Origin of the sequence: Aureimonas sp. ME7 (genome assembly GCF_903970965.1) — a bacterium.
Taxonomy (GTDB): domain Bacteria; phylum Pseudomonadota; class Alphaproteobacteria; order Rhizobiales; family Rhizobiaceae; genus Aureimonas.
Genome location: NZ_CAJCKW010000001.1, coordinates 504,032 through 522,281, shown reverse-complemented (window position 1 = coordinate 522,281; position 18,250 = coordinate 504,032). Strand labels below are relative to the sequence as shown.

20 protein-coding genes are annotated in these 18,250 nt (G+C 68.1%); 14 read left to right on the top strand and 6 right to left on the bottom strand.

Annotation, left to right across the window (positions count from 1 at the left end; translation table 11 throughout):
* Positions 1–63: 63 nt before the first annotated feature.
* The 9 genes from H7A85_RS02400 (at position 64) to H7A85_RS02360 (ending at position 9,504) form a co-directional block, all read left to right on the top strand.
* Positions 64–837, top strand: a complete 774-nt coding sequence (locus H7A85_RS02400) for an enoyl-CoA hydratase (protein ID WP_182084273.1) — start codon at positions 64–66, stop codon at positions 835–837.
* A gap of 219 nt (positions 838–1,056) precedes the next feature.
* Positions 1,057–1,326, top strand: a complete 270-nt coding sequence (rpsT, locus tag H7A85_RS02395) for a 30S ribosomal protein S20 (protein ID WP_182084272.1) — start codon at positions 1,057–1,059, stop codon at positions 1,324–1,326.
* 700 nt (positions 1,327–2,026) lie between these two features.
* Positions 2,027–2,464 (top strand): rhodanese-like domain-containing protein, encoded by a 438-nt coding sequence (locus tag H7A85_RS02390; protein WP_182084271.1) that lies wholly within the window; start codon positions 2,027–2,029, stop codon positions 2,462–2,464.
* 104 nt (positions 2,465–2,568) lie between these two features.
* A complete protein-coding gene (gene dnaA / locus H7A85_RS02385; RefSeq protein ID WP_244630907.1) occupies positions 2,569–4,011 on the top strand; it encodes a chromosomal replication initiator protein DnaA in 1,443 nt (480 codons plus the stop codon).
* A 145-nt stretch (positions 4,012–4,156) separates the two neighbouring features.
* Complete coding sequence (dnaN, locus tag H7A85_RS02380) at positions 4,157–5,275, top strand: DNA polymerase III subunit beta (protein WP_182084269.1); 1,119 nt, start codon at positions 4,157–4,159, stop codon at positions 5,273–5,275.
* A 43-nt stretch (positions 5,276–5,318) separates the two neighbouring features.
* The gene (recF, locus tag H7A85_RS02375) at positions 5,319–6,434 is read left to right on the top strand and encodes a DNA replication/repair protein RecF (protein WP_244630906.1); all 1,116 of its coding nucleotides are present in this window, start codon (positions 5,319–5,321) and stop codon (positions 6,432–6,434) included.
* The gene (moeB, locus tag H7A85_RS02370) at positions 6,431–7,192 is read left to right on the top strand and encodes a molybdopterin-synthase adenylyltransferase MoeB (protein ID WP_182084267.1); all 762 of its coding nucleotides are present in this window, start codon (positions 6,431–6,433) and stop codon (positions 7,190–7,192) included. Before recF ends, moeB begins: the two co-directional genes overlap by 4 nt.
* Before the next feature lie 155 nt (positions 7,193–7,347).
* Positions 7,348–8,760 carry an FAD-dependent oxidoreductase gene (locus tag H7A85_RS02365; protein ID WP_244630886.1) on the top strand — a complete coding sequence of 471 codons (1,413 nt, stop codon included), beginning with the start codon at positions 7,348–7,350 and terminating at the stop codon, positions 8,758–8,760.
* 153 nt (positions 8,761–8,913) lie between these two features.
* On the top strand, positions 8,914–9,504 hold the full coding sequence (locus H7A85_RS02360) for an SH3 domain-containing protein (protein ID WP_244630885.1): 591 nt from the start codon (positions 8,914–8,916) through the stop codon (positions 9,502–9,504).
* Positions 9,505–9,622: 118 nt separating this feature from the next.
* On the opposite strand, the gene irrA is transcribed toward H7A85_RS02360, so the two are convergent.
* Both irrA and H7A85_RS02350 read right to left on the bottom strand, forming a co-directional pair.
* A complete protein-coding gene (gene irrA / locus H7A85_RS02355) occupies positions 9,623–10,066 on the bottom strand; it encodes an iron response transcriptional regulator IrrA (RefSeq protein WP_182084488.1) in 444 nt (147 codons plus the stop codon).
* A gap of 161 nt (positions 10,067–10,227) precedes the next feature.
* The gene (locus tag H7A85_RS02350; protein WP_182084266.1) at positions 10,228–10,689 is read right to left on the bottom strand and encodes a hypothetical protein; all 462 of its coding nucleotides are present in this window, start codon (positions 10,687–10,689) and stop codon (positions 10,228–10,230) included.
* Positions 10,690–10,858: 169 nt separating this feature from the next.
* Between H7A85_RS02350 and fabA the strand changes: the two genes are divergently transcribed.
* Genes fabA through fabI form a run of 3 tightly spaced genes read left to right on the top strand, consistent with a single transcriptional unit; the run spans position 10,859 to position 13,509 of the window.
* Positions 10,859–11,377 carry a 3-hydroxyacyl-[acyl-carrier-protein] dehydratase FabA gene (fabA, locus tag H7A85_RS02345; RefSeq protein ID WP_182084265.1) on the top strand — a complete coding sequence of 173 codons (519 nt, stop codon included), beginning with the start codon at positions 10,859–10,861 and terminating at the stop codon, positions 11,375–11,377.
* Positions 11,378–11,436: 59 nt separating this feature from the next.
* Positions 11,437–12,660: a beta-ketoacyl-ACP synthase I gene (gene fabB, locus H7A85_RS02340; protein ID WP_182084264.1), complete on the top strand. Its 1,224-nt coding sequence runs from the start codon at positions 11,437–11,439 to the stop codon at positions 12,658–12,660.
* Positions 12,661–12,663: 3 nt separating this feature from the next.
* Entirely contained in the window at positions 12,664–13,509 is an 846-nt protein-coding gene (gene fabI / locus H7A85_RS02335) for an enoyl-ACP reductase FabI (protein WP_182084263.1), read from the top strand.
* 4 nt (positions 13,510–13,513) lie between these two features.
* Here fabI and H7A85_RS02330 read toward each other — a convergent pair whose 3' ends face one another.
* Both H7A85_RS02330 and H7A85_RS02325 read right to left on the bottom strand, forming a co-directional pair.
* Positions 13,514–14,167, bottom strand: a complete 654-nt coding sequence (locus H7A85_RS02330) for an HAD family phosphatase (RefSeq protein WP_182084262.1) — start codon at positions 14,165–14,167, stop codon at positions 13,514–13,516.
* A 6-nt stretch (positions 14,168–14,173) separates the two neighbouring features.
* Positions 14,174–14,857: an alpha/beta fold hydrolase gene (locus H7A85_RS02325; protein ID WP_182084261.1), complete on the bottom strand. Its 684-nt coding sequence runs from the start codon at positions 14,855–14,857 to the stop codon at positions 14,174–14,176.
* 217 nt (positions 14,858–15,074) lie between these two features.
* On the opposite strand from H7A85_RS02325, the gene H7A85_RS02320 reads away from it, so the two are divergent.
* Positions 15,075–16,127: an aldo/keto reductase gene (locus H7A85_RS02320; RefSeq protein ID WP_182084260.1), complete on the top strand. Its 1,053-nt coding sequence runs from the start codon at positions 15,075–15,077 to the stop codon at positions 16,125–16,127.
* A gap of 8 nt (positions 16,128–16,135) precedes the next feature.
* On the opposite strand, the gene H7A85_RS02315 is transcribed toward H7A85_RS02320, so the two are convergent.
* On the bottom strand, positions 16,136–16,615 hold the full coding sequence (locus tag H7A85_RS02315; protein ID WP_182084259.1) for a MarR family transcriptional regulator: 480 nt from the start codon (positions 16,613–16,615) through the stop codon (positions 16,136–16,138).
* Between the two features lie 119 nt (positions 16,616–16,734).
* Between H7A85_RS02315 and H7A85_RS02310 the strand changes: the two genes are divergently transcribed.
* Positions 16,735–17,163, top strand: coding sequence for an organic hydroperoxide resistance protein (locus H7A85_RS02310; RefSeq protein WP_182084487.1), 429 nt, complete (start codon positions 16,735–16,737; stop codon positions 17,161–17,163).
* A 66-nt stretch (positions 17,164–17,229) separates the two neighbouring features.
* Here the strand turns inward: H7A85_RS02310 and bla are convergent, their stop codons facing one another.
* Positions 17,230–18,102, bottom strand: a complete 873-nt coding sequence (bla, locus tag H7A85_RS02305; protein WP_182084258.1) for a class A beta-lactamase — start codon at positions 18,100–18,102, stop codon at positions 17,230–17,232.
* Between the last annotated feature and the right edge of the window lie 148 nt (positions 18,103–18,250).

Below are 18,250 nucleotides of genomic sequence, written 5' to 3'. Positions count from 1 at the left end.
AGGGCGCTTGGCGGACGCTCCCGCCCTTGTCTATCCTCCCGCCGCGACAGGAGGGCTTTCCGGATGGACTACACCACGATCAAGGTGGAACAACGCGAGCGGGTCGGCTGGATCACGCTGGACCGGCCGAAGGCGCTGAACGCCTTGAATAGCCAAGTTCTAGCCGAGATCCTCCAGGCCACGGACGCTTTCGGTGCCGACGAGGGGATCGGCGCCGTGGTCCTGACGGGCTCGGAGCGCGCCTTCGCCGCCGGGGCCGACATCAAGGAAATGCAGCCCTTCGGTTTTGCCGACGTCTACCTCTCGGACTTCGCGGCCGGCTGGGACCGGTTCGCCGCCTTTCGCAAACCCATGATCGCGGCCGTATCGGGCTATGCGCTCGGCGGCGGCTGCGAACTCGCGATGATGTGCGACTTCGTCATCGCCGGCGAATCGGCCCGGTTCGGCCAGCCCGAGATCACACTCGGCATCCTGCCCGGCATGGGCGGCACGCAGCGCATGGCCCGCGCCATCGGCAAGGCCAAGACCATGGACCTCTGCCTCACCGGCCGCCTGATGGACGCGGCCGAGGCCGAGCGCTCCGGCCTCGTCGCACGCGTCGTGCCCGATGCCGAGCTGCTGGGGGAAGCGCAGAAGGCGGCCGAGACGATCGCCGGCTTCTCCCTTCCCGCCACGATGCTGGCCAAGGAGGCGGTGGTGCGCGCCTTCGACACGACGCTCACCGAAGGGCTTCGTGCCGAGCGGCGCCTGTTCGCGGGCGCCTTCGCGCTGGAGGACCAGACGGAGGGCATGGCCGCCTTCGTGGAAAAGCGCAAACCCGCGTTTCGCCACCGATAAATTCAACCGTCGGGCGGCCGCTCCGCTTTTGGTTGACGCCCCCGCCGCTTGCCCCTATAAGCGCGCCAGATTTCGGGCGGCGCCTCCGGTGCGGCCCTTCACGCCTTGCCGCTCATCCTCGTTCGGCTCGGCGGCTTCACGTCGAAACCATCCGCGCGCGACGGCAAGGTGTCCCACAAGGGCCGCTCCGCCCCGCCGAAAGCCCGAGAGAGACTGAACATGGCCAATACGCCGTCGGCCAAGAAGGCCGCCCGCAAGATCGCCCGCCGCACCGCGGTCAACAAGTCGCGTCGTTCGCGCGTGCGCACCTTCCTGCGCAAGGTCGAAGAGGCGATCCTGTCCGGCGACAAGGCGGCGGCTCAGGAAGCCTTCAAGGCGGCCGAGCCCGAGCTGGCGCGTGCGGCTTCCAAGGGCGTGATCCACCGCAACACGGCCTCGCGCAAGATCTCGCGCCTGTCCAGCCGCGTGAAGGCCGTCGGCGCCGCCTGATCCAAGGCTTTAGTTCGACTTCATTTCGAAGGGCTCGACGCGATCTTGCGTCGGGCCCTTTTCGATTCCGGGGGATTGTCGCTTTTCCAGAGTCTTTCGCTCTTCCCTGCGACAAAAGCGCTGACTGCGACTGTCATCCTCTTGTCATCGCAACACCATGACATATTCCCATCAGAATCGGTGGTTGCAGAATTTTTTCAATTAAAACAACGACTTGCGTAAGGCCTTGCTGGCCTGCCCGTCGAGCTTCGACCGAGTCGGGTGCCTAAGGTGAGTCAACCCGGGACTCGAAAAAGAATCCCGTCTTCAGACCTGCGACAAAAGTTCGGCGACCGCCGCCTCTGAATCGCCCTTTGAATCAGGCGATTACTCGCAAAGCCCTGGCAAGCCGCCATGTCGGAGTCGCCACACTTGCGACATGCTCCGGGCGTCGGGCCCGATTCAAAGCTTGCCCCAGCCTGACCCGTTTCGTAGCTTTTGCCTCACGACAAGAGCCGAAGACACGCAAGCCTGGGGACAAAGGGCGTTTTCCAAAACTAAGATCGCCCCCTCCTCCCGGCTTCGGATCGTCCGAGGCGTTTCGCATTTCGTTGAGTGGCACCACGAGCCTTCGCTGCGTTTCGGCGAGGGACGGGTGAACTTTGTTCCGCGTTCCGCCGAACCGGCCTGTCCCGGCTGTTCGGCGTGTTGGGAGTTCGTCATGAGCCGTTCCTACCAGGGAGACGTTTCGGCGGAGGATTGCTGGTCCTCGCTCGAAACCGAAGACGACACGTTTCTGATCGACGTGCGCACCAGCGCCGAGTGGAATTTCGTCGGCTTCCCGCTTCTGCCGGAAAACCACCGGCGCGCGACACTGTTTGCAGAATGGCAGACCTACCCGACCATGGCGGTCGACGGCGCGTTCGCCGCCCGCGTCGGGGACGCGGTGCGTGCGGCCGGCGGCTCGGAAGCCTCGAAGCTGTATTTCCTGTGCCGCTCGGGCGCCCGTTCCATGTCGAGCGCAGCAGCCCTGACCGATGCCGGCTTCACCCAGTGCTTCAACGTCCTGGACGGGTTCGAGGGTCCGCCCGACGAGGAGGGCCACCGAGGCCAGATCGCCGGCTGGAAGGCCGCCGGCCTGCCCTGGAGGCAGAAATGACCGCCTTCCATTCGCCCGCCCACCCTTCGTCCCGCGCCGCGCCCCCGCGCTCTCCTTCCTCCACCCGCGCGGGCTCGCCCGCATCCCACAACGGCGAGATCCCGATGGCAGCAACGGCGCGCGACGAGACCGCGATCCTCGATCGGGTGAACGCCCGGCTGAAGGCGCAGCTCGGCCCCGACGTGTTCGCCTCCTGGTTCGCCCGCCTCAAGCTCGAGCACCTCGGCAAAGGCGTGGTGCAGCTGTCGGTGCCGACCGCGTTCCTGAAGAGCTGGATCAACGGGCACTACCGCGATCTTCTCCTGCAGATCTTCGCGGACGAGGTTCCCGGCACCTTGAAGGTGGACGTCGCGGTCCGCTCGGCCGTGCGCGGCGCACCCGTCGCCCGCCCCGTGCCGATCGAGCAGCCAAGCGTCGCCGAAGCCGCCCCCGCGCTTCGCCCCGCCACCCCGGCGCCGCGCACCGGCACGGAGCGCCCGGCCGCGTCCGAGGGCACCAAGCCCGAGTTCGGCTCGCCGCTCGACGGCCGCTACGTGTTCTCGACCTTTGTGGAAGGCTCGTCGAACCGCGTGGCGCTCGCCGCCGCACGCTCCATTGCCGAGAACGGGCCGGCTTCGGTGCGCTTCAACCCCTTGTTTCTCCACGCTTCGGTGGGTCTCGGCAAGACGCACCTTCTCCAGGCGATCGCCAACGCGGCCGTGGCGCGCGAGGACCGGCCGCGCGTCGTATACCTCACAGCCGAATACTTCATGTGGCGCTTCGCCACCGCGATCCGCGACAATCAGGCGCTCGACTTCAAGGAGAACCTGCGCGGCATCGACATCCTGATCATCGACGACATGCAGTTCCTGCAGGGCAAGTCGATCCAGCAGGAGTTCTGCCACCTTCTGAACGCGCTGATCGATTCGGCCCGCCAGGTGATCGTGGCGGCCGACCGGCCGGCCTTCGAGCTGGAATCGCTCGACAGCCGGGTGCGCTCGCGCCTGTCGGGCGGCGTGTCGATCGAGATGGTCTCGCCCGATCTCGACATGCGGCGCGGCATCCTCGCCTCGCGCGTCGATACGATGCGCCACGACGACCCGTCCTTCGCCATCCCCGAAACGGTGGTCGACACGATCGCGCGCCGCGTCACGGGCTCGGGCCGCGACCTCGAAGGCGCCTTCAACCAGATCGCCTTCCGCCATGCGGTCGGGCAGCCGCTGTCCAACGACCATCTCGACGATCTCCTCAACCAGCTGACGCGCTCGGGCGGCGAGAAGCGGGTGCGGATCGAGGACATCCTGAAGTTCGTGTCGCGTCACTACAACGTGTCGCGCACCGACATCCTCTCGGCCCGGCGCACGCGCACCATCGTGCGCCCGCGCCAGATCGCGATGTATCTGGCGAAGACCATGACGCCGCGCTCGCTGCCCGAGATCGGCCGCCGCTTCGGCGGGCGCGACCACACGACCGTGCTCCATGCCGTGCGCAAGATCGAGGCCGAGCGCTCCAAGGACGAGAAGCTGTCGGAGGAGCTCGACGTCATCCGCCGGATGATCGAGGAGTAACCTTGACGCCCATACGAACCGCCGAAGCCCCAAGGGTTTCGGCGGTTTTTCTTGCGCGCGCCGCCCGTTGCTCTACAACAGCGGGACTCCTCGGGATGGGGCCCATCGGTTCGGCGCCCTTCCAGCCTCCGAACGGTTGTCGTCCATGCGTATCATCATCGAGCGTTCCAACCTTCTCAAGTCGCTGAGCCACGCCCAACGCGTGGTGGAACGGCGCAACACGATCCCGATCCTGTCCAACGTCCTCCTGAAGACCGAGGACGGGGCGATGCGCCTGAAGGCGACCGATCTCGACATCGAGATCACCGAACGGGTGGTGGCGTCCGGCGAGGTGGACGGGGCGACGACGGTTCCCGCCCATCTTCTCTACGACATCGTGCGCAAGCTCTCCGACGGGTCCGAGGTCAAGCTCGAGACGCAAGGGGACGGCGGCCAGATGACGGTCACGGCCGGGCGCTCCAACTTCCGGCTCCAGTGCCTGCCCGAGACCGACTTTCCCGACATCACCGCCGGCACCTTCACCCACGCCTTCACGCTGAAGGCCGCCGAGCTCGCGCGCCTCATCGAGCGCACCCAGTTCGCGATCTCGACCGAGGAAACGCGCTACTACCTCAACGGCATCTTCCTCCACACGATCGAGACCGGAAACGGCCTGACCCTGCGCGCGGTGGCGACCGACGGCCATCGCCTCGCGCGCGCCGAGATGGAAGCGCCGGCCGGCTCGGAAGGCATGCCCGGCATCATCGTGCCCCGCAAGACGGTGGCCGAGATCCAGAAGCTGCTCGGCGAAGGCGCGGAGACGGTCGAGGTCGAACTGTCGGATTCCAAGATCCGCTTCACGCTCGGATCCGTGGTGATGACCTCCAAGCTCATCGACGGCACCTTCCCGGACTATCAGCGCGTCATCCCGACCGGCAACGACAAGGCGCTGACGCTGGACCGCCAGAGCTTCTCGGCGGCCGTCGACCGGGTGTCCACCATCTCGTCCGAGCGCGGGCGTGCGGTGAAGCTCGCCGTGTCCGACGGTCAGCTCGTCCTCACCGTCAATTCGCCGGACGCCGGCACCGCGACGGAAGAGCTTCCCGTCGGCTACGAGGCGGAGGAGATCGAGATCGGCTTCAACGCCCGCTACCTCCTCGACATCACCGGCCAGCTCTCGGGCGACAGCGCCGTGTTCATGATGGCCGATCCCGGCTCGCCGACGCTGATCCGCGACGGCGGCGACGAGGGCACGCTCTACGTCCTGATGCCGATGCGCGTTTGACGACGCCAGGCTCCGATCGGTGGCTCCCCCGGCTGATGCCCGGATCCGCGTGACCGGGCTCGGCCTCGTGGACTTCCGGAACTACGAGTCGCTGACCCTTCCCGTCGCTTCGCGCTTCGTCGTGCTGCACGGCGACAACGGATCGGGCAAGACCAACCTCCTGGAAGCCTTGTCGCTCCTGTCGCCGGGCAAGGGCCTGCGCCGTGCCGCCTATGGCGAGATCGCGCGCGGGGGCGGCAGCGGCGGCTTTTCGGTGCGCGCCCAGGTCGCGGCGGCGGTCGACGACGAGCCGCTCGACGTCCTCACCCTGGTGCGGCCCGACGAGGGCACGGCGGCCCGCGTCCTGCGTCTCGCCGGAACGGTGGCGCGCTCGGTGGAAGAGCTTCTGGATCACCTGCGCGTCGTCTGGTTAACGCCGGCGATGGACGGGCTGTTCAACGGCCCGGCGAGCGAGCGCCGACGCTTTCTCGACCGCATGGTGCTGACCGTCGATCCCGGCCACGCCCGGCGCGCGCTGGACTACGAGAAGGCGATGCGCGGGCGCAACCGGCTCCTTTCGGAGGATCGGATGGACGATCGCTGGCTCGCTGGCATCGAGGCACAGATGGCCGAACTCGGCCTTGCCATCGCGCTGGCGCGCGCCGATCTCGTCCACCGCCTTCGCGCGCTTCTGGACGCCGCTTCCGCGTCCCCCTTCCCCGTCGCCGGCCTCGACCTTCAGTCCGGCTACGAGGATCTCGAACTCGCCGGCCCGGCGGTGGATCTGGAAGACCGCGTCGCCGAGCGCCTCGCGCGACGACGCGGCGTCGACCGCGCGGCGGGCCGGACGCTGGAAGGCCCCCACCGGGGCGATCTCGGCGTCACCCACCGCGCCAAGGCGATGCCGGCGGCGCTTTCCTCCACCGGCGAGCAGAAGGCGCTCCTGATCGGCCTCGTGCTGGCCCATGCGCGGCTCGTGGAAGCCTCGTCCGGCATGGCGCCGGTGCTGCTTCTCGACGAGATCGCCGCCCATCTCGACCCCGGCCGGCGCGCCGCCCTGTTCGACATCCTCGACGGGCTCGGCGTCCAGTCCTTCCTGACCGGCACCGACGCCGCCCTCTTCGAAGCCTTAGGGACCCGCGCCCAGATGCTCACCGTCGCCCACGGAGCGCTCAAATGACCCCTCCCCTCCAGCCGGACGAACTCGCCCGCTACGCTCGGCACATCGTCCTGCCGGAGATCGGCGGGCCGGGCCAGCAGCGCCTGAAGGGCGCCCGCGTCCTCCTGATCGGGGCGGGCGGCATCGGCTCGCCCGCCGCTTTGTATCTCGCGGCCGCCGGCGTCGGCACGATCGGCATCGCCGACGACGACCACGTGTCCCTGTCCAACCTCCAGCGGCAGATCTTGTTCGGCACGGACGACCTCGACCGGCCCAAGGTGGACGCGGCGAGGAACGCGCTCCAGCGCCTCAACCTGCATGTCGCGGTGGAAGCCCATGCGGTGCGCATCCGGGCGGAGAATGCCGCCGAGATCATCAGTGCCTACGATCTCGTTCTCGACGGGTCCGACAATTTCGCGACGCGCTTCCTAATGGCGGATCTGTGCGAGACGCTGGAGACGCCGCTCGTCAGCGTCGCCGTGCAGCGCTTCTCCGGCTCGATCACGGTGCTGGCGCCGCACGAAACGCGCGGCGACGGCACGCGCAACCCGCGCTACCGCGACCTCTTCCCCAAGCCGCCACCCGAGGGGCTGGTGCCGACCTGCGCCGAGGCGGGGATCCTCGGCGTCGTCACCGGCATCATGGGAACGCTCGGCGCCGCCGAGATCGTCAAGCTCGCGACGGGCGCAGGGGACCCGTTGATCGGGCGCCTCCTTCTAGTCGACACCTTGCGCATGCGCTTCGAGGAAATCCGCTACAAACGCGCGAGCGGCAACTGACGGGACACCGCGGTTACACGGCGTTCACCCTATCCAGCGAAAGGCGCTCACGACGGCGTGATAAGTTCGTGAGCCGCTAAAATTGATTCGAACGGCTTCGCTCCCTGTTTCCCCCATTGCGCGCCTTCTGGACCCGTCCGAACGAGGAGGGAACGATGGTGAAGCCGGTCGCGGTTCTGGGTGCGGGGTTGGCGGGCCTGACGGCAGCGGCCGATCTCCGGCGGCGGGGCATTCCCGCCATCGTCTTCGAGGCGGGACGCGCTGTCGGCGGCATGGCCGCCTCGTTCCGAGACGAGGAAGGCTTTTCCTACGACTACGGTGCCCATTTCGTGTCCAACCGGCTGGCGAAGGCGCTGGGCGCTGAGGACATCTGTCGCACGGTGAAGCACTACGGCGAGGCCGTGATGCTGGGCGGGCGCAGCCGAAGCCATCCGTTCGGCCTGCTCGCCGAGCCGAAGCTCATAGCCAGTGCCGTGAAGAGCCGCCTCCGGCGCCATGACGGCCCGGCACGAAACGCCGAGGACTGGATGCGCCGCTCCTACGGCGACGCCATGGCGGAAGCCGTCACCATGCCGCTGGTGGAGGCGTGGTCGGGCGCACCGGCGGGGGATCTCTCTCCCGCCGTCGGCGAGAAGTTCGGGGCCGGCATCCTGAAATCGCTTTATCTCACCGCCGCCGCCAAGGTGACGGGCCGCGCCGTGTGCAACGGCTACACGCGCGCCATGCCGGAGGGCCCGGGCGTCTACCATGTCTACCCCGAAGGCGGCCTGTCGAAGCTTCTGGAGCCGACGCTCCAAAAACTCGACGGGGCCGTGCGCCTCGAGTCGCCGGTGGAGCGGATCGTGGTGGAGCGCGGGCGCGTCTGCGCCGTGCGCTCGGGCGGCGAGGAAATCCCGGTGTCGGCCGTCGTGTCGACCGCGCCCGTCCACGTCCTGCCGCGCCTCGTGGAAGGCACGGATGCGCTGGACGGCCTTGCCGCCTTCCGCTACCGGCCGATGATCTTCGTCAACCTGCGCTTTGCCGGCCGTCACATCCTGCCCGACACGATGGCCTGGGTGCCCGACCGCCGCCATCCGTTCTTCCGCATCACCGAGGCGCCGATCTCCATGCCCTGGCTGGCGCCGGAGGGAAAGACGCTTCTCACCTTCGACATCGGCTGCGAGGTCGGCGACGCCAACTGGGCATCGAGCGACGAAGCGCTGGCGAAAGCCTGCCTCGACGGCCTGTGCGAGATCTTCGGCCCCTCCTTGCGCGATCGCTATCTCGGCGCCGGCGGCACGATCCGAACGCCCGTCTCCTATCCCGTCTATCTCAACGCCTACGAGGAGGAGCGCCGCCGCTTCGCCCTCGCGACCGGGGTGAAGGGCCTTTGGAGCGTCGGTCGCAACGGCGAGTTCGCCCATATCCTGATGGAGGACGTCTACTGGCGCACGCTCAGCCGGATGGAGGAGGTCGCGGCCTATCTCGACGGCGAGCGATACGAGAGCGAGCGCTGGCGCGGCTCGCTTTCGACCATGTCGGGGCGCGCCCGGAGCGCCCCCCTTCCCGCGCTCGCCCCCACCGGCTGACGGGCCCGCCGGGCAACGGAAAGAGCGAGCGCGGGCAAGGGGTTGTTAACCTCGATCCGCGATGATGGGCAGATCGGGAACGCGCCGGTAACCACCCTTCGGTCGGCTGTGTCCCGCATCCCCGCATGCCCGTTTCCGGAGACTGTCGCCCCCGTGTCCCGCACCCCGCTCCCCAAACGTCTTGTCATCGGCCTCATTGCTGCGGCTTCGCTCTTTTCCGGCACGGCGCATGCCCAGTCTCCGGCCGCGGCCGCGACGCCGCCGGCCAGCACCGCGCCGGCCGCGGAAGAGGGTGTCGATGCGGAGATGCAGCGCAAGCTGCCGCTGCCGCGCTTCGTGTCCTTGAAATCGGCGCGGGTGAACCTGCGCGTCGGCCCCGGCAAGGACTATGCCGTGTCCTGGCTCTACCTGAAGCCCGGCCTGCCGGTGGAGGTGATTCAGGAATACGACCTGTGGCGCCGCATCCGCGACGCGGAGGGCACGGAAGGCTGGGTCTACCACTCGCTCCTGTCGGGCGAGCGCACGGCGCTCGCCGCCCCCTGGCTGAAGGGCAAGGCGCAGGCGACGATCGCCATGCACCGCTCCGCCGCCTCGGACGCGACCGTGATCGCGGAAATGGAGCCCGGCGTCGTCACCAAGGTGCGCGAGTGCTCCTTCGGCTGGTGCGAGGTGGAAGTCTCGAACCGCAAGGGCTTCGTGTCGCAGAACGAAATCTGGGGCGTCTACCCCGACGAGCGCTTCTAGCGCTCCCATTCCCTTCCGAGGCGCCTCGTCCCCCCGCCTCGAATCGAGAAGGCCGGCGACCCTCCCAAGGATCGCCGGCCTTCTCGCATTTCACGGCTCGTTCGAAACGGGAGCCGGCTCAGCTCAGGGTCTTGGCGTCCGCCTTGCGGCGCAGGCGCACCACCACGTCGATGTTGACGATCTCCATGCCCTCCGGAGGCTCGGGCAGGTTGTCGACCGTGATCGTCCCGTCCGGGATGTCGATCATCGTGTTGTCCGATTCCACGAAGAAGTGATGGTGGTCGGACGTGTTGGTGTCGAAATAGGTCCGCTGCCCCTCGCCCGAGATCGGCCGCACGAGGCCCGCGTCGGTGAACTGGTGGAGCGTGTTGTAGACGGTGGCGAGCGACACGGGCTCGCCGGCCTTGTGCGCTTCCTCGTGCAGTTCCTCGGCCGACAGGTGGCGGTCGCCGGCCCCGAAGATCAGGTTGCACAGGGCCACGCGCTGACGCGTCGGGCGCAGTCCCGAGGCGCGCAGGCGCTCGAACACGCAGTAGGACGGATGCCGGCCGCCGGCGCGCATTTCCGAGATCGGGGTCTTGGCCCGGTTGTCCATGATTGGTTCGCCGTTTGAAACTTGACTCTACTATTCACCTTTAGCCGAACGACGCTTCCCGCCGCAAGGCCTACACACCACTATCCATATAGTCGGATTTCCGACCCCGAACAATTCGCTTTGGCCCCTCACCGTTTGAGACAGCCCGCTTCCAACGTCGAAAGGGCGCGCGAGGAGCCGGCGAGCGACAGGCGCATCGACCCGGCGGGGCTGGAAACCTCGAGCTTGTGCCCGCGCTTCAGGCTGGCGACGAAGGCGGCGAGATCGGCTCCCCGGTCGATGCGCACGAAGCGCGAGCCCCCTCCCCCTGGCTCGTCCTCGGCCCGCACGCTCGACACGCGCGCCGTTCCGTCCACGGACAGGACCAGCGTCGCTTCGCGGTCGGACGAGAACCGCGCGCCGTTGCCGGCCACCACGGTTCGCACGCGCGAGGCATCCACGCATTCGAACTGGATGCCGGCCGGCCGGCCGCTCTGCACATAGAAGGCGCGCGCGGATTCTTTCGAACCCGCCCCTCGCCATTCCTGCGCCAGCGCCACGGAATGGCCGAGGATCGCGGCGAGAATGCCGATCAAAGCGCGGACGAGCATGGGGACCTCCAGGGAAACGTGGACCCGGATCCGGCACGAAACCGGGAGCCCTTCCGATCAGTTAACGCATTTGCCCTCGGGCGCTCGCGTGGTAAGGGCCTTGCCCGCGACAGATATTACAGGAACGGGAACGGGCCATCGGCGCTTCGTTCCGCAACCGGGCGGTTTGATGGACACGGTGAAGACCCATTTCGGCAAGGACGACCTTCTGGCCTGCGGCCGGGGCGAACTGTTTGGCGCGGGCAACGCGCAGCTTCCGCTTCCGCCCATGCTGATGTTCGACCGCATCACCGAAGTGACCACGGACGGCGGCGAGTTCGGCAAGGGCTCGATCCGCGCCGAGTTCGACGTGACGCCGGACCTGTGGTTCTTCGCCTGCCATTTCCAGGGCGATCCGGTGATGCCGGGGTGTCTCGGCCTCGACGCCCTGTGGCAGCTGACCGGCTTCTATCTCGGCTGGCTCGGCGAGCCGGGGCGCGGCCGTGCGCTCGGCGTCGGCGAGGTCAAGTTCACCGGTCAGGTGACGCCGAAGGTCAAGCTGATCGAATACGGCGTGGATTTCCGCCGCGTCATGCGCTCCAAGCTCAAGCTCGGCATCGCGCAAGGCTGGATGAAGGCCGACGGCGAAGTGATCTATCGTGCCAGCGACCTGCGCGTCGGCCTGTTCGGGGACGAGGCGGCGGGCTGATCGCCGCGCTTGCCCTTTCCCGTACCGCTCGGCCCCTCCCCGCTCGGAAGGAGAATCCCATGAGACGTGTCGTCGTCACCGGTCTCGGTGTCGTGTCCTCGATCGGCAATGACGCATCCGAGGTCACGCAATCGCTGCGCGAAGCGCGCTCCGGCATCACCTTCTCGGACGATTTCGCCGAGCACGGGTTTCGCTCCCGGGTCTGGGGCCGGCCGACGGTGGACGCCACTGATCTCGTCGACCGGCGGGCGCTCCGCTTCCTGTCGGAAGGCGCGGCGTGGAACCACGTCGCCATGCTGGAAGCGATCCGCTCCTCGGGCCTCGAAGACAAGGACGTCGCGGGCAACGAGCGCACCGGCATCATCATGGGCTCGGGCGGCCCCTCCACCCGCACGATCTTCGAGGCGGCCGAAACGACGCTGAAGAACGGCAGCCCCAAGCGCATCGGCCCCTTCGCCGTGCCGAAGGCGATGTCCTCCTCGGCCTCGGCGACGCTCGCCACCTGGTTCAAGATCCACGGCGTCAACTACTCGATCTCGTCCGCCTGCTCGACCTCGGCCCACTGCATCGGCAACGCCGCCGAGCAGATCCAGTGGGGCAAGCAGGACGTGATGTTCGCCGGCGGCCACGAGGGTCTCGACTGGACCATGGCCGATCTCTTCGACGCCATGGGCGCGATGAGCTCCAAGCACAACGACACGCCCGCGACCGCGAGCCGCGCCTATGACCGGGACCGCGACGGGTTCGTGATCTCGGGCGGGGCCGGCGTCGTCGTCCTCGAAGAGCTGGAACACGCAAAAGCGCGCGGCGCCACGATCCTCGCCGAGCTCGTCGGCTACGGCGCGACCTCGGACGGGCACGACATGGTGGCCCCGTCCGGCGAGGGCGCGGTGCGCTGCATGCGCCAGGCGATGAAGACCGTTTCGGGCTCCATCGACTACGTCAACACCCACGGCACGGCGACGGGCGTCGGCGATTCCAAGGAAATGGCGGCGGTGCGCGAGGTCTTCGCAGAAGCCGCGCCCCACATCTCCTCCACCAAGTCGCTGACCGGCCACAGCCAGGGCGCGGCGGGCGTCCAGGAGGCGATCTACTCGCTCCTGATGATGCAGAACGGCTTTCTGACCAAGAGCGCCCATATCGAGAACCTCGATCCCGAGTTCGAAGGCCTGCCGATCCTGCGCCAGCGGCTGGACACGAACGACATCCGCCGGGTGATGTCGAACTCGTTCGGCTTCGGCGGCACCAACGCGACGCTGGTGTTCCAGCGCTATGAGGACTGAGGCATGGGCGACCTGATGAAGGGCAAGCGCGGCCTCGTGATGGGCGTCGCCAACCACAACTCCATCGCCTGGGGTGCGGCGAAGGCCTTGGCGGCGCAAGGCGCGGAGATCGCGTTCAGCTACCAGGGCGAGGCCTTCGGCAAACGCCTGCGCCCGCTCGCCGCCGAGATCGGCTCCGACTTCCTCCTCGATTGCGACGTCGAGGACATCGCCTCGGTGGATGCCGTCTTCGGGGCGCTGAAGGAGCGCTGGGGCACGATCGACTTCGTGATCCACGCGATCGGCTTTTCCGACAAGAACGAGCTCAAGGGCCTCTACGCCGACACGACGCGCGAGAACTTCACCCGCACCATGGTGATCTCGTGCTTCTCCTTCACGGAAGTGGCCAAGCGCGCCGCCGCCATCATGAACAATGGCGGCTCCATGGTGACGCTGACCTATGGGGGCTCGACGCGCGTCATGCCGAACTACAACGTGATGGGCGTCGCCAAGGCGGCGCTGGAAGCCTCGGTGCGCTATCTCGCGGCCGACTTCGGCCCGCGCGACATCCGCGTCAACGCGGTGTCGGCCGGCCCCTTGCGCACGCTGGCGGGTGCCGGCGTGTCGGACGCGCGCCTGATGCTGAACTACCAGCGCCGCAACGCGCCCATGCGCCGCAACGTCACGCACGAGGAGGTCGGCAACTCGACGCTCTATCTCCTGTCCGACCTGTCCAAGGGCGTGACGGGCGAGGTGCACTACGTCGATGCCGGCTACAACATCATGTCGATGCCAGCGCTCGACGAGTTGAAGGCGCAGGAACGGCGCGCCGAGATCGAGACCGAGGTCGAGCCGGCCGCTGCCGGCTGACGCTTCAGATCCCAAGGCGCGCGGCGAGTTCTTCCATGCTCGTCGCCACCCAATCGGCGCCGGCCTCCCGAAGAGTGTCCGCGCCCGATGGCGTATGGTGGCTGCCGCCCGTGAAGCCGAAGGCGGTCATCCCGGCGGCCTTGGCACCCATGATGCCGTAGCGCGTGTCCTCGATCACCAGACAACGCTCGGGCTCCACCCCGCAGCGCCCGGCGGCCAGCAGGAACAGGTCGGGCGCCGGCTTGCCGTGCTCGACCTCGTATCCCGAAAACAGGCGATCGCGCTCGAAGAACTCGATCAGGCCCGTCGCACCCAGGCTGAACCGGATACGCTCCGGGCTCGACGAGGATGCGACGCAGCGCGGCGCCGCGGAGCGCCGGAGAAGCTCGGTGACGTCTGCCATCGCCTGGAGACGCTCGGCGAACAGAGCGCGGGTGGCCGGCCAAAGCTCGGCATGGCGCTCCGGGGGAAGGCGCCCGCCGGTGGACCGCTCGATCGCGTCCAGCGCATCCGCCGTCTTCATGCCGACGATCGAGGCGTAGAGCTCGGCCGATACGTCCGTCCCCTCCGCGCGGTAGAGCGCGCGCAGCGCCTCGCCGGCTAGAACCTCGGAATCCACCAGAACGCCGTCGCAGTCGAACACGATCAGGTCAAACACGGCGCCCTATCCGGCGAAGCGTGCGCGGATGGCGGCGGCCACGCGCATCGGCGCCTCCAGGCTCGGCAGATGGCCGCAGTCCTCGAGACTTAAGAACTCGGCGTTCGGCATGGCACCCGCCATGGCGCGCCCGGCTTCGGGCGGCGAAAAAGAATCCTCATCGCCCCAGAGAAGCAGCGCCGGTGCCTCGATCCGGGCCAGGGCCTCCATACGGTCGGTGCGGTTCATCAGCGCCTCGTTCTGTGCCAGGAGACGATCGAGCGGGGCGCGGGCGGCCATGGCGCGGAAGGCGTCGGCGGCCTCCTGCCCCCGCCCTTCCGGCTCGAACACGATCGCGCGCGCCATCTCCTCCAGCATCGAAGCGCCGCCGTCGTCCTCGATCGCCGCACGGCGACGGTCGAACGGCTCGCGACTGGCCGGCGCGCCCGCGCCCGCCCCCATCACCACGAGGCCCGCCACAAGCCTCGGGTCGAGCAGCGCGGCCTCGCGCGCCACATGCCCGCCGAACGAGGTGCCCGCCACGATCGCCGGCCGGCCCTCCGCCACGTCGAGAACGAGCCGCGCGCAGGCCGCCAGATCAGGCTCGGCCGGTACCACGGTCATGCAGTCGAAGTCGGGGCGCAGCAGCGGCACGAGCGGCGCGTAGAGGTCGCCGTCGCAGGCAAAGGCGGGCACGAGGATCAGTCGCATGGGAACTCCGGCGGCTTGGCAGGCATGCGCCTCGATCTAGCGCATTTCCTAGAAAAGCCGACCCAGGCTGTCGCGGGCCGGCGATGCGAGAAGCAAGGAGCGGAAACCCATGCGAAACCGAAGGCCCCAAGCGAAGCCGTGCTGCATTGCGGCAGCACCGTTCGGCGGATAAAAGGCAGGAAGCCTTCCATTCTCTCATCCCCAGACGAGTTCTTCCATGCAGCAACGTCCTCTCGGCCGCACGTCGCTTCGCGTCAGCCGGATCTGCCTCGGCACCATGACCTTCGGCGAACAGAACACCGAAGGCGAAGCGCATGCCCAGCTCGACCGCGCGGTGGATCGCGGCGTGAACTTCATCGACACGGCCGAACTCTACCCAATCCCGCCGAAGGCCGAGACGCAGGGGCGCACGGAAACGTTCATCGGCTCGTGGCTGCAAGCGCGAGGCAACCGCGACAAGCTGGTGATCGCCACCAAGGTCGTCGGCCGCTCGCAGAGCACCTGGTTCCGCGACGACGGATCGGAGCCGCGCCTCGACGCCCGCAACGTGCGCGAGGCGGTCGAGAAGTCTCTGAAGCGCTTGGGGACCGACCATATCGACCTCTACCAGATCCACTGGCCGGACCGGCCGACGGCCGGCTTCGGCTCGGTGCCGACGCGCTGGCAGACGCCGGAGCCGGTCGCGGACGAGGTGGCGATCTCGGAAACGGCGGAAGTGTTTTCCGCGCTCGTCGCGGAGGGCAAGATCGGCCATTTCGGCCTTTCCAACGAAAGCGCCTGGGGCACGATGCGCTGGATCGGCGAGGCGGAAGCGGGTCGGGCGCCGCGCGTGGCCTCCATCCAGAACGCCTACAACCTCCTGAACCGCACGTTCGAAACGGCGCTCGCCGAGATCGCGCTGCGGGAGGATGTCGGGCTTCTCGCCTATTCGCCGCTCGCGCAAGGCTATCTCACGGGCAAATATGCCGGCGGCGCCCTGCCGGCCGGCTCGCGCAAGCAGCTCTTCGACCGCCTCCAGCGCTACGAGAAGCCCGGCACGGCCGAGGCGGTGGACGCCTATGTTTCGCTCGCCGCCGAGTTCGGCCTCGATCCCGCGACCTTCGCCAACGCCTTCATCCTCGCCCAGCCCTTCGTGACCGCCTCGATCATCGGCGCAACCACGCTGGACCAGCTCGACGCGTGCCTCGCCGCCGAGGACGTCGCCTGGACGGCGGAAATGCAGGAACAGGTGGACGCGCTCCACCAGCGCTTCGGCAACCCGGCGCCCTGAGTTCAGCCTCACCCCTTCGCGGACGCGCCCTTGCGCGCGTCCGCGTCCCCATGCGCGGCGATCGCATCGCGCAGGGCCCGCGCCTCCGCCCTCATGGCGGAAAGCCGCGCCGGGTCGATGCCGGCCGCCTCCATCAGCGCGGCACCGAGGCACGCGGCCTTGACTGAGAGCGCTTGGCCCTCCCGCGTCAGATGCACGATCACCTGTCGCCCGTTGGTTGGGTCGCGCTCGCGCCGCACCAGACCCGCTCCCTCCAGCCGCGTCACCAGCGGCGTGATCGTGCTCGGCTCCAGCGCCAGCCGCTCGGCGAGTTCGCCGATCAGCCGGTCGTCCCGCTCCCAGAGCGAGGCGAGCACGAGATATTGCGGATAGGTGATCCCCCATTCGTCGAGGATCGGCTTGTAGAGCCGCCCGATCGCCATCGACGCGCCGTAGAGCGCGAAGCAAAGGTGGTCGTCGAGCGGCAGGGGACGGCTATTCTGGCCCATCGCATTCTCCAGTCCGAACGCGAAAATTCTTATCACGATAACATTCCGCTGGACAGCGAAACGATCTCGGTCTAAAAGATATTTATCGCGATAAACTTCGCATGGATCAGGAGCATCCGATGCCCGTCAACGTCATCTACAAGACCCGTGCCACCGCATCCGGCGGCGGCCGCGACGGCCACACCCGATCGGAGGACGGCACGATCGACCTCGATCTGGTGGTGCCCAAGGAGATGGGCGGTCCAGGGGGCACCGGCGCCAATCCGGAGAAGCTCTTCGCCGCCGGCTATTCCGCCTGCTTCCTCGGCGCCATGCGGGCGGTTTCGGCCAAGGTCGGCTTCAAGGTGCCGGCGGACGCCACCGTCGATGCCGAGATCGGCTTCGGCCCGCGCTCGGAAGGCGGCTACGGCATCACAGCGGACCTGACGATCACGCTGCCCGGCCTGTCGAAGGAAGACGCCAGGAAGCTCGTCGACACCGCCCACGAGGTCTGCCCCTATTCCAACGCGACGCGCGGCAATGTCGAGGTCGGCCTGACGGTCGCCTGAACCCTTGGTTCGAACACCCGAGCCCCGGCCGGCCCACCCGCCGCCGGGGCTTTTCCTTAGGCCTCGTCAGGTGGTGGCGATCGTCTGCGCGATCCGCTTCATCGCCTCGTTCTTGGCATCCATCGGCGCCTGGCTTCCCGTGAAGTAGAGCGCCACCACGATCGGCCTGCCGCCGGGCGGGTACAGGACCGCGAGGATGTTGGCCGAGCCGTTGCCACCGCTTCCCGTCTTGTCGCCGACGGCCCAGCTTTTGGGCACGCCCGCGCGCAGCTTGGCGTCCCCGGTCTTGGCATATCGCAGCCATGCGCCGAGTTGTTCGGCCGAGCGTGCGGAAAGAGCGCCGCCCAATAGCAGACGCTCCAGCGTGGCGGCGGCCGCCCGCGGGGAGGTCGTGTCGCGCTCGTCCCCCGGCCGCCCTTCGTTCAGCTCGGTTTCCCAGCGGTCGAGGCGCGTCACCCCGTCGCCGATCGAGCCGAGGTAGCGCGTCAGCCCTTCCGGCCCGCCGAGGCTGCGGAGCACCAGGTTGCCGGCCGTGTTGTCGCTGAGCGTGACCGTCGCCTCGCACAAGGCAGCAAGGGTCATCCCCTTGCCCGCGTGCTTCTCGGTCACCGGTGAATAAGTCACGAGATCGCTAGCCTCGTACGCCACGAGGCGGTCGAGGTCCTCCTCGCCCTTGTCGACGCGCGCCAGAACGGCACCGGCCGCCAGGGCCTTGAACGTGCTGTTCAAGGGAAAGCGCTCGTCCGGCCGGTGCGAAGCGCTCGCCCCCGTTCCCGTGTCGCGGACATAGGCCCCGAGGCGACCGCCGATCTCGCGCTCGATCTCGGCGAACAGCGCCTCCAGTCCATCGAAGGCCGCAAAGGCCGACCGAGCAGGCAGGCCAGCTACGAGCGCCAGTGACAGGGCCGCGAAGCCGCGCCGGGTCAGAAGTGTGGTCATTCGCGAGGTCCCCCCATGTCGGCGTCCGATTCGACGCCTGCGGGGAGTTTGTCACGTTCCGGCGGCCATTCCACGGCCGCTTCGGGGCGGGCGATGCCACAGGTCTTATCGAGCGTCGATGACGCCGACGAAAAAAGGGCGGACCGTT

Coding starts and splice junctions, on each gene's coding strand:
- H7A85_RS02390 (WP_182084271.1), top strand. CDS start 2,027: ATGAGCCGTTCCTACCAGGGAGACGTTTCGGCGGAGGATTGCTGGTCC.
- H7A85_RS02400 (WP_182084273.1), top strand. CDS start 64: ATGGACTACACCACGATCAAGGTGGAACAACGCGAGCGGGTCGGCTGG.
- H7A85_RS02315 (WP_182084259.1), bottom strand. CDS start 16,615: ATGGGCCAGAATAGCCGTCCCCTGCCGCTCGACGACCACCTTTGCTTC.
- fabA (WP_182084265.1), top strand. CDS start 10,859: ATGGACACGGTGAAGACCCATTTCGGCAAGGACGACCTTCTGGCCTGC.
- dnaN (WP_182084269.1), top strand. CDS start 4,157: ATGCGTATCATCATCGAGCGTTCCAACCTTCTCAAGTCGCTGAGCCAC.
- H7A85_RS02365 (WP_244630886.1), top strand. CDS start 7,348: ATGGTGAAGCCGGTCGCGGTTCTGGGTGCGGGGTTGGCGGGCCTGACG.
- bla (WP_182084258.1), bottom strand. CDS start 18,102: ATGACCACACTTCTGACCCGGCGCGGCTTCGCGGCCCTGTCACTGGCG.
- H7A85_RS02320 (WP_182084260.1), top strand. CDS start 15,075: ATGCAGCAACGTCCTCTCGGCCGCACGTCGCTTCGCGTCAGCCGGATC.
- fabI (WP_182084263.1), top strand. CDS start 12,664: ATGGGCGACCTGATGAAGGGCAAGCGCGGCCTCGTGATGGGCGTCGCC.
- H7A85_RS02325 (WP_182084261.1), bottom strand. CDS start 14,857: ATGCGACTGATCCTCGTGCCCGCCTTTGCCTGCGACGGCGACCTCTAC.
- moeB (WP_182084267.1), top strand. CDS start 6,431: ATGACCCCTCCCCTCCAGCCGGACGAACTCGCCCGCTACGCTCGGCAC.
- H7A85_RS02350 (WP_182084266.1), bottom strand. CDS start 10,689: ATGCTCGTCCGCGCTTTGATCGGCATTCTCGCCGCGATCCTCGGCCAT.
- dnaA (WP_244630907.1), top strand. CDS start 2,569: ATGGCAGCAACGGCGCGCGACGAGACCGCGATCCTCGATCGGGTGAAC.
- irrA (WP_182084488.1), bottom strand. CDS start 10,066: ATGCGCGCCGGCGGCCGGCATCCGTCCTACTGCGTGTTCGAGCGCCTG.
- H7A85_RS02310 (WP_182084487.1), top strand. CDS start 16,735: ATGCCCGTCAACGTCATCTACAAGACCCGTGCCACCGCATCCGGCGGC.
- rpsT (WP_182084272.1), top strand. CDS start 1,057: ATGGCCAATACGCCGTCGGCCAAGAAGGCCGCCCGCAAGATCGCCCGC.
- fabB (WP_182084264.1), top strand. CDS start 11,437: ATGAGACGTGTCGTCGTCACCGGTCTCGGTGTCGTGTCCTCGATCGGC.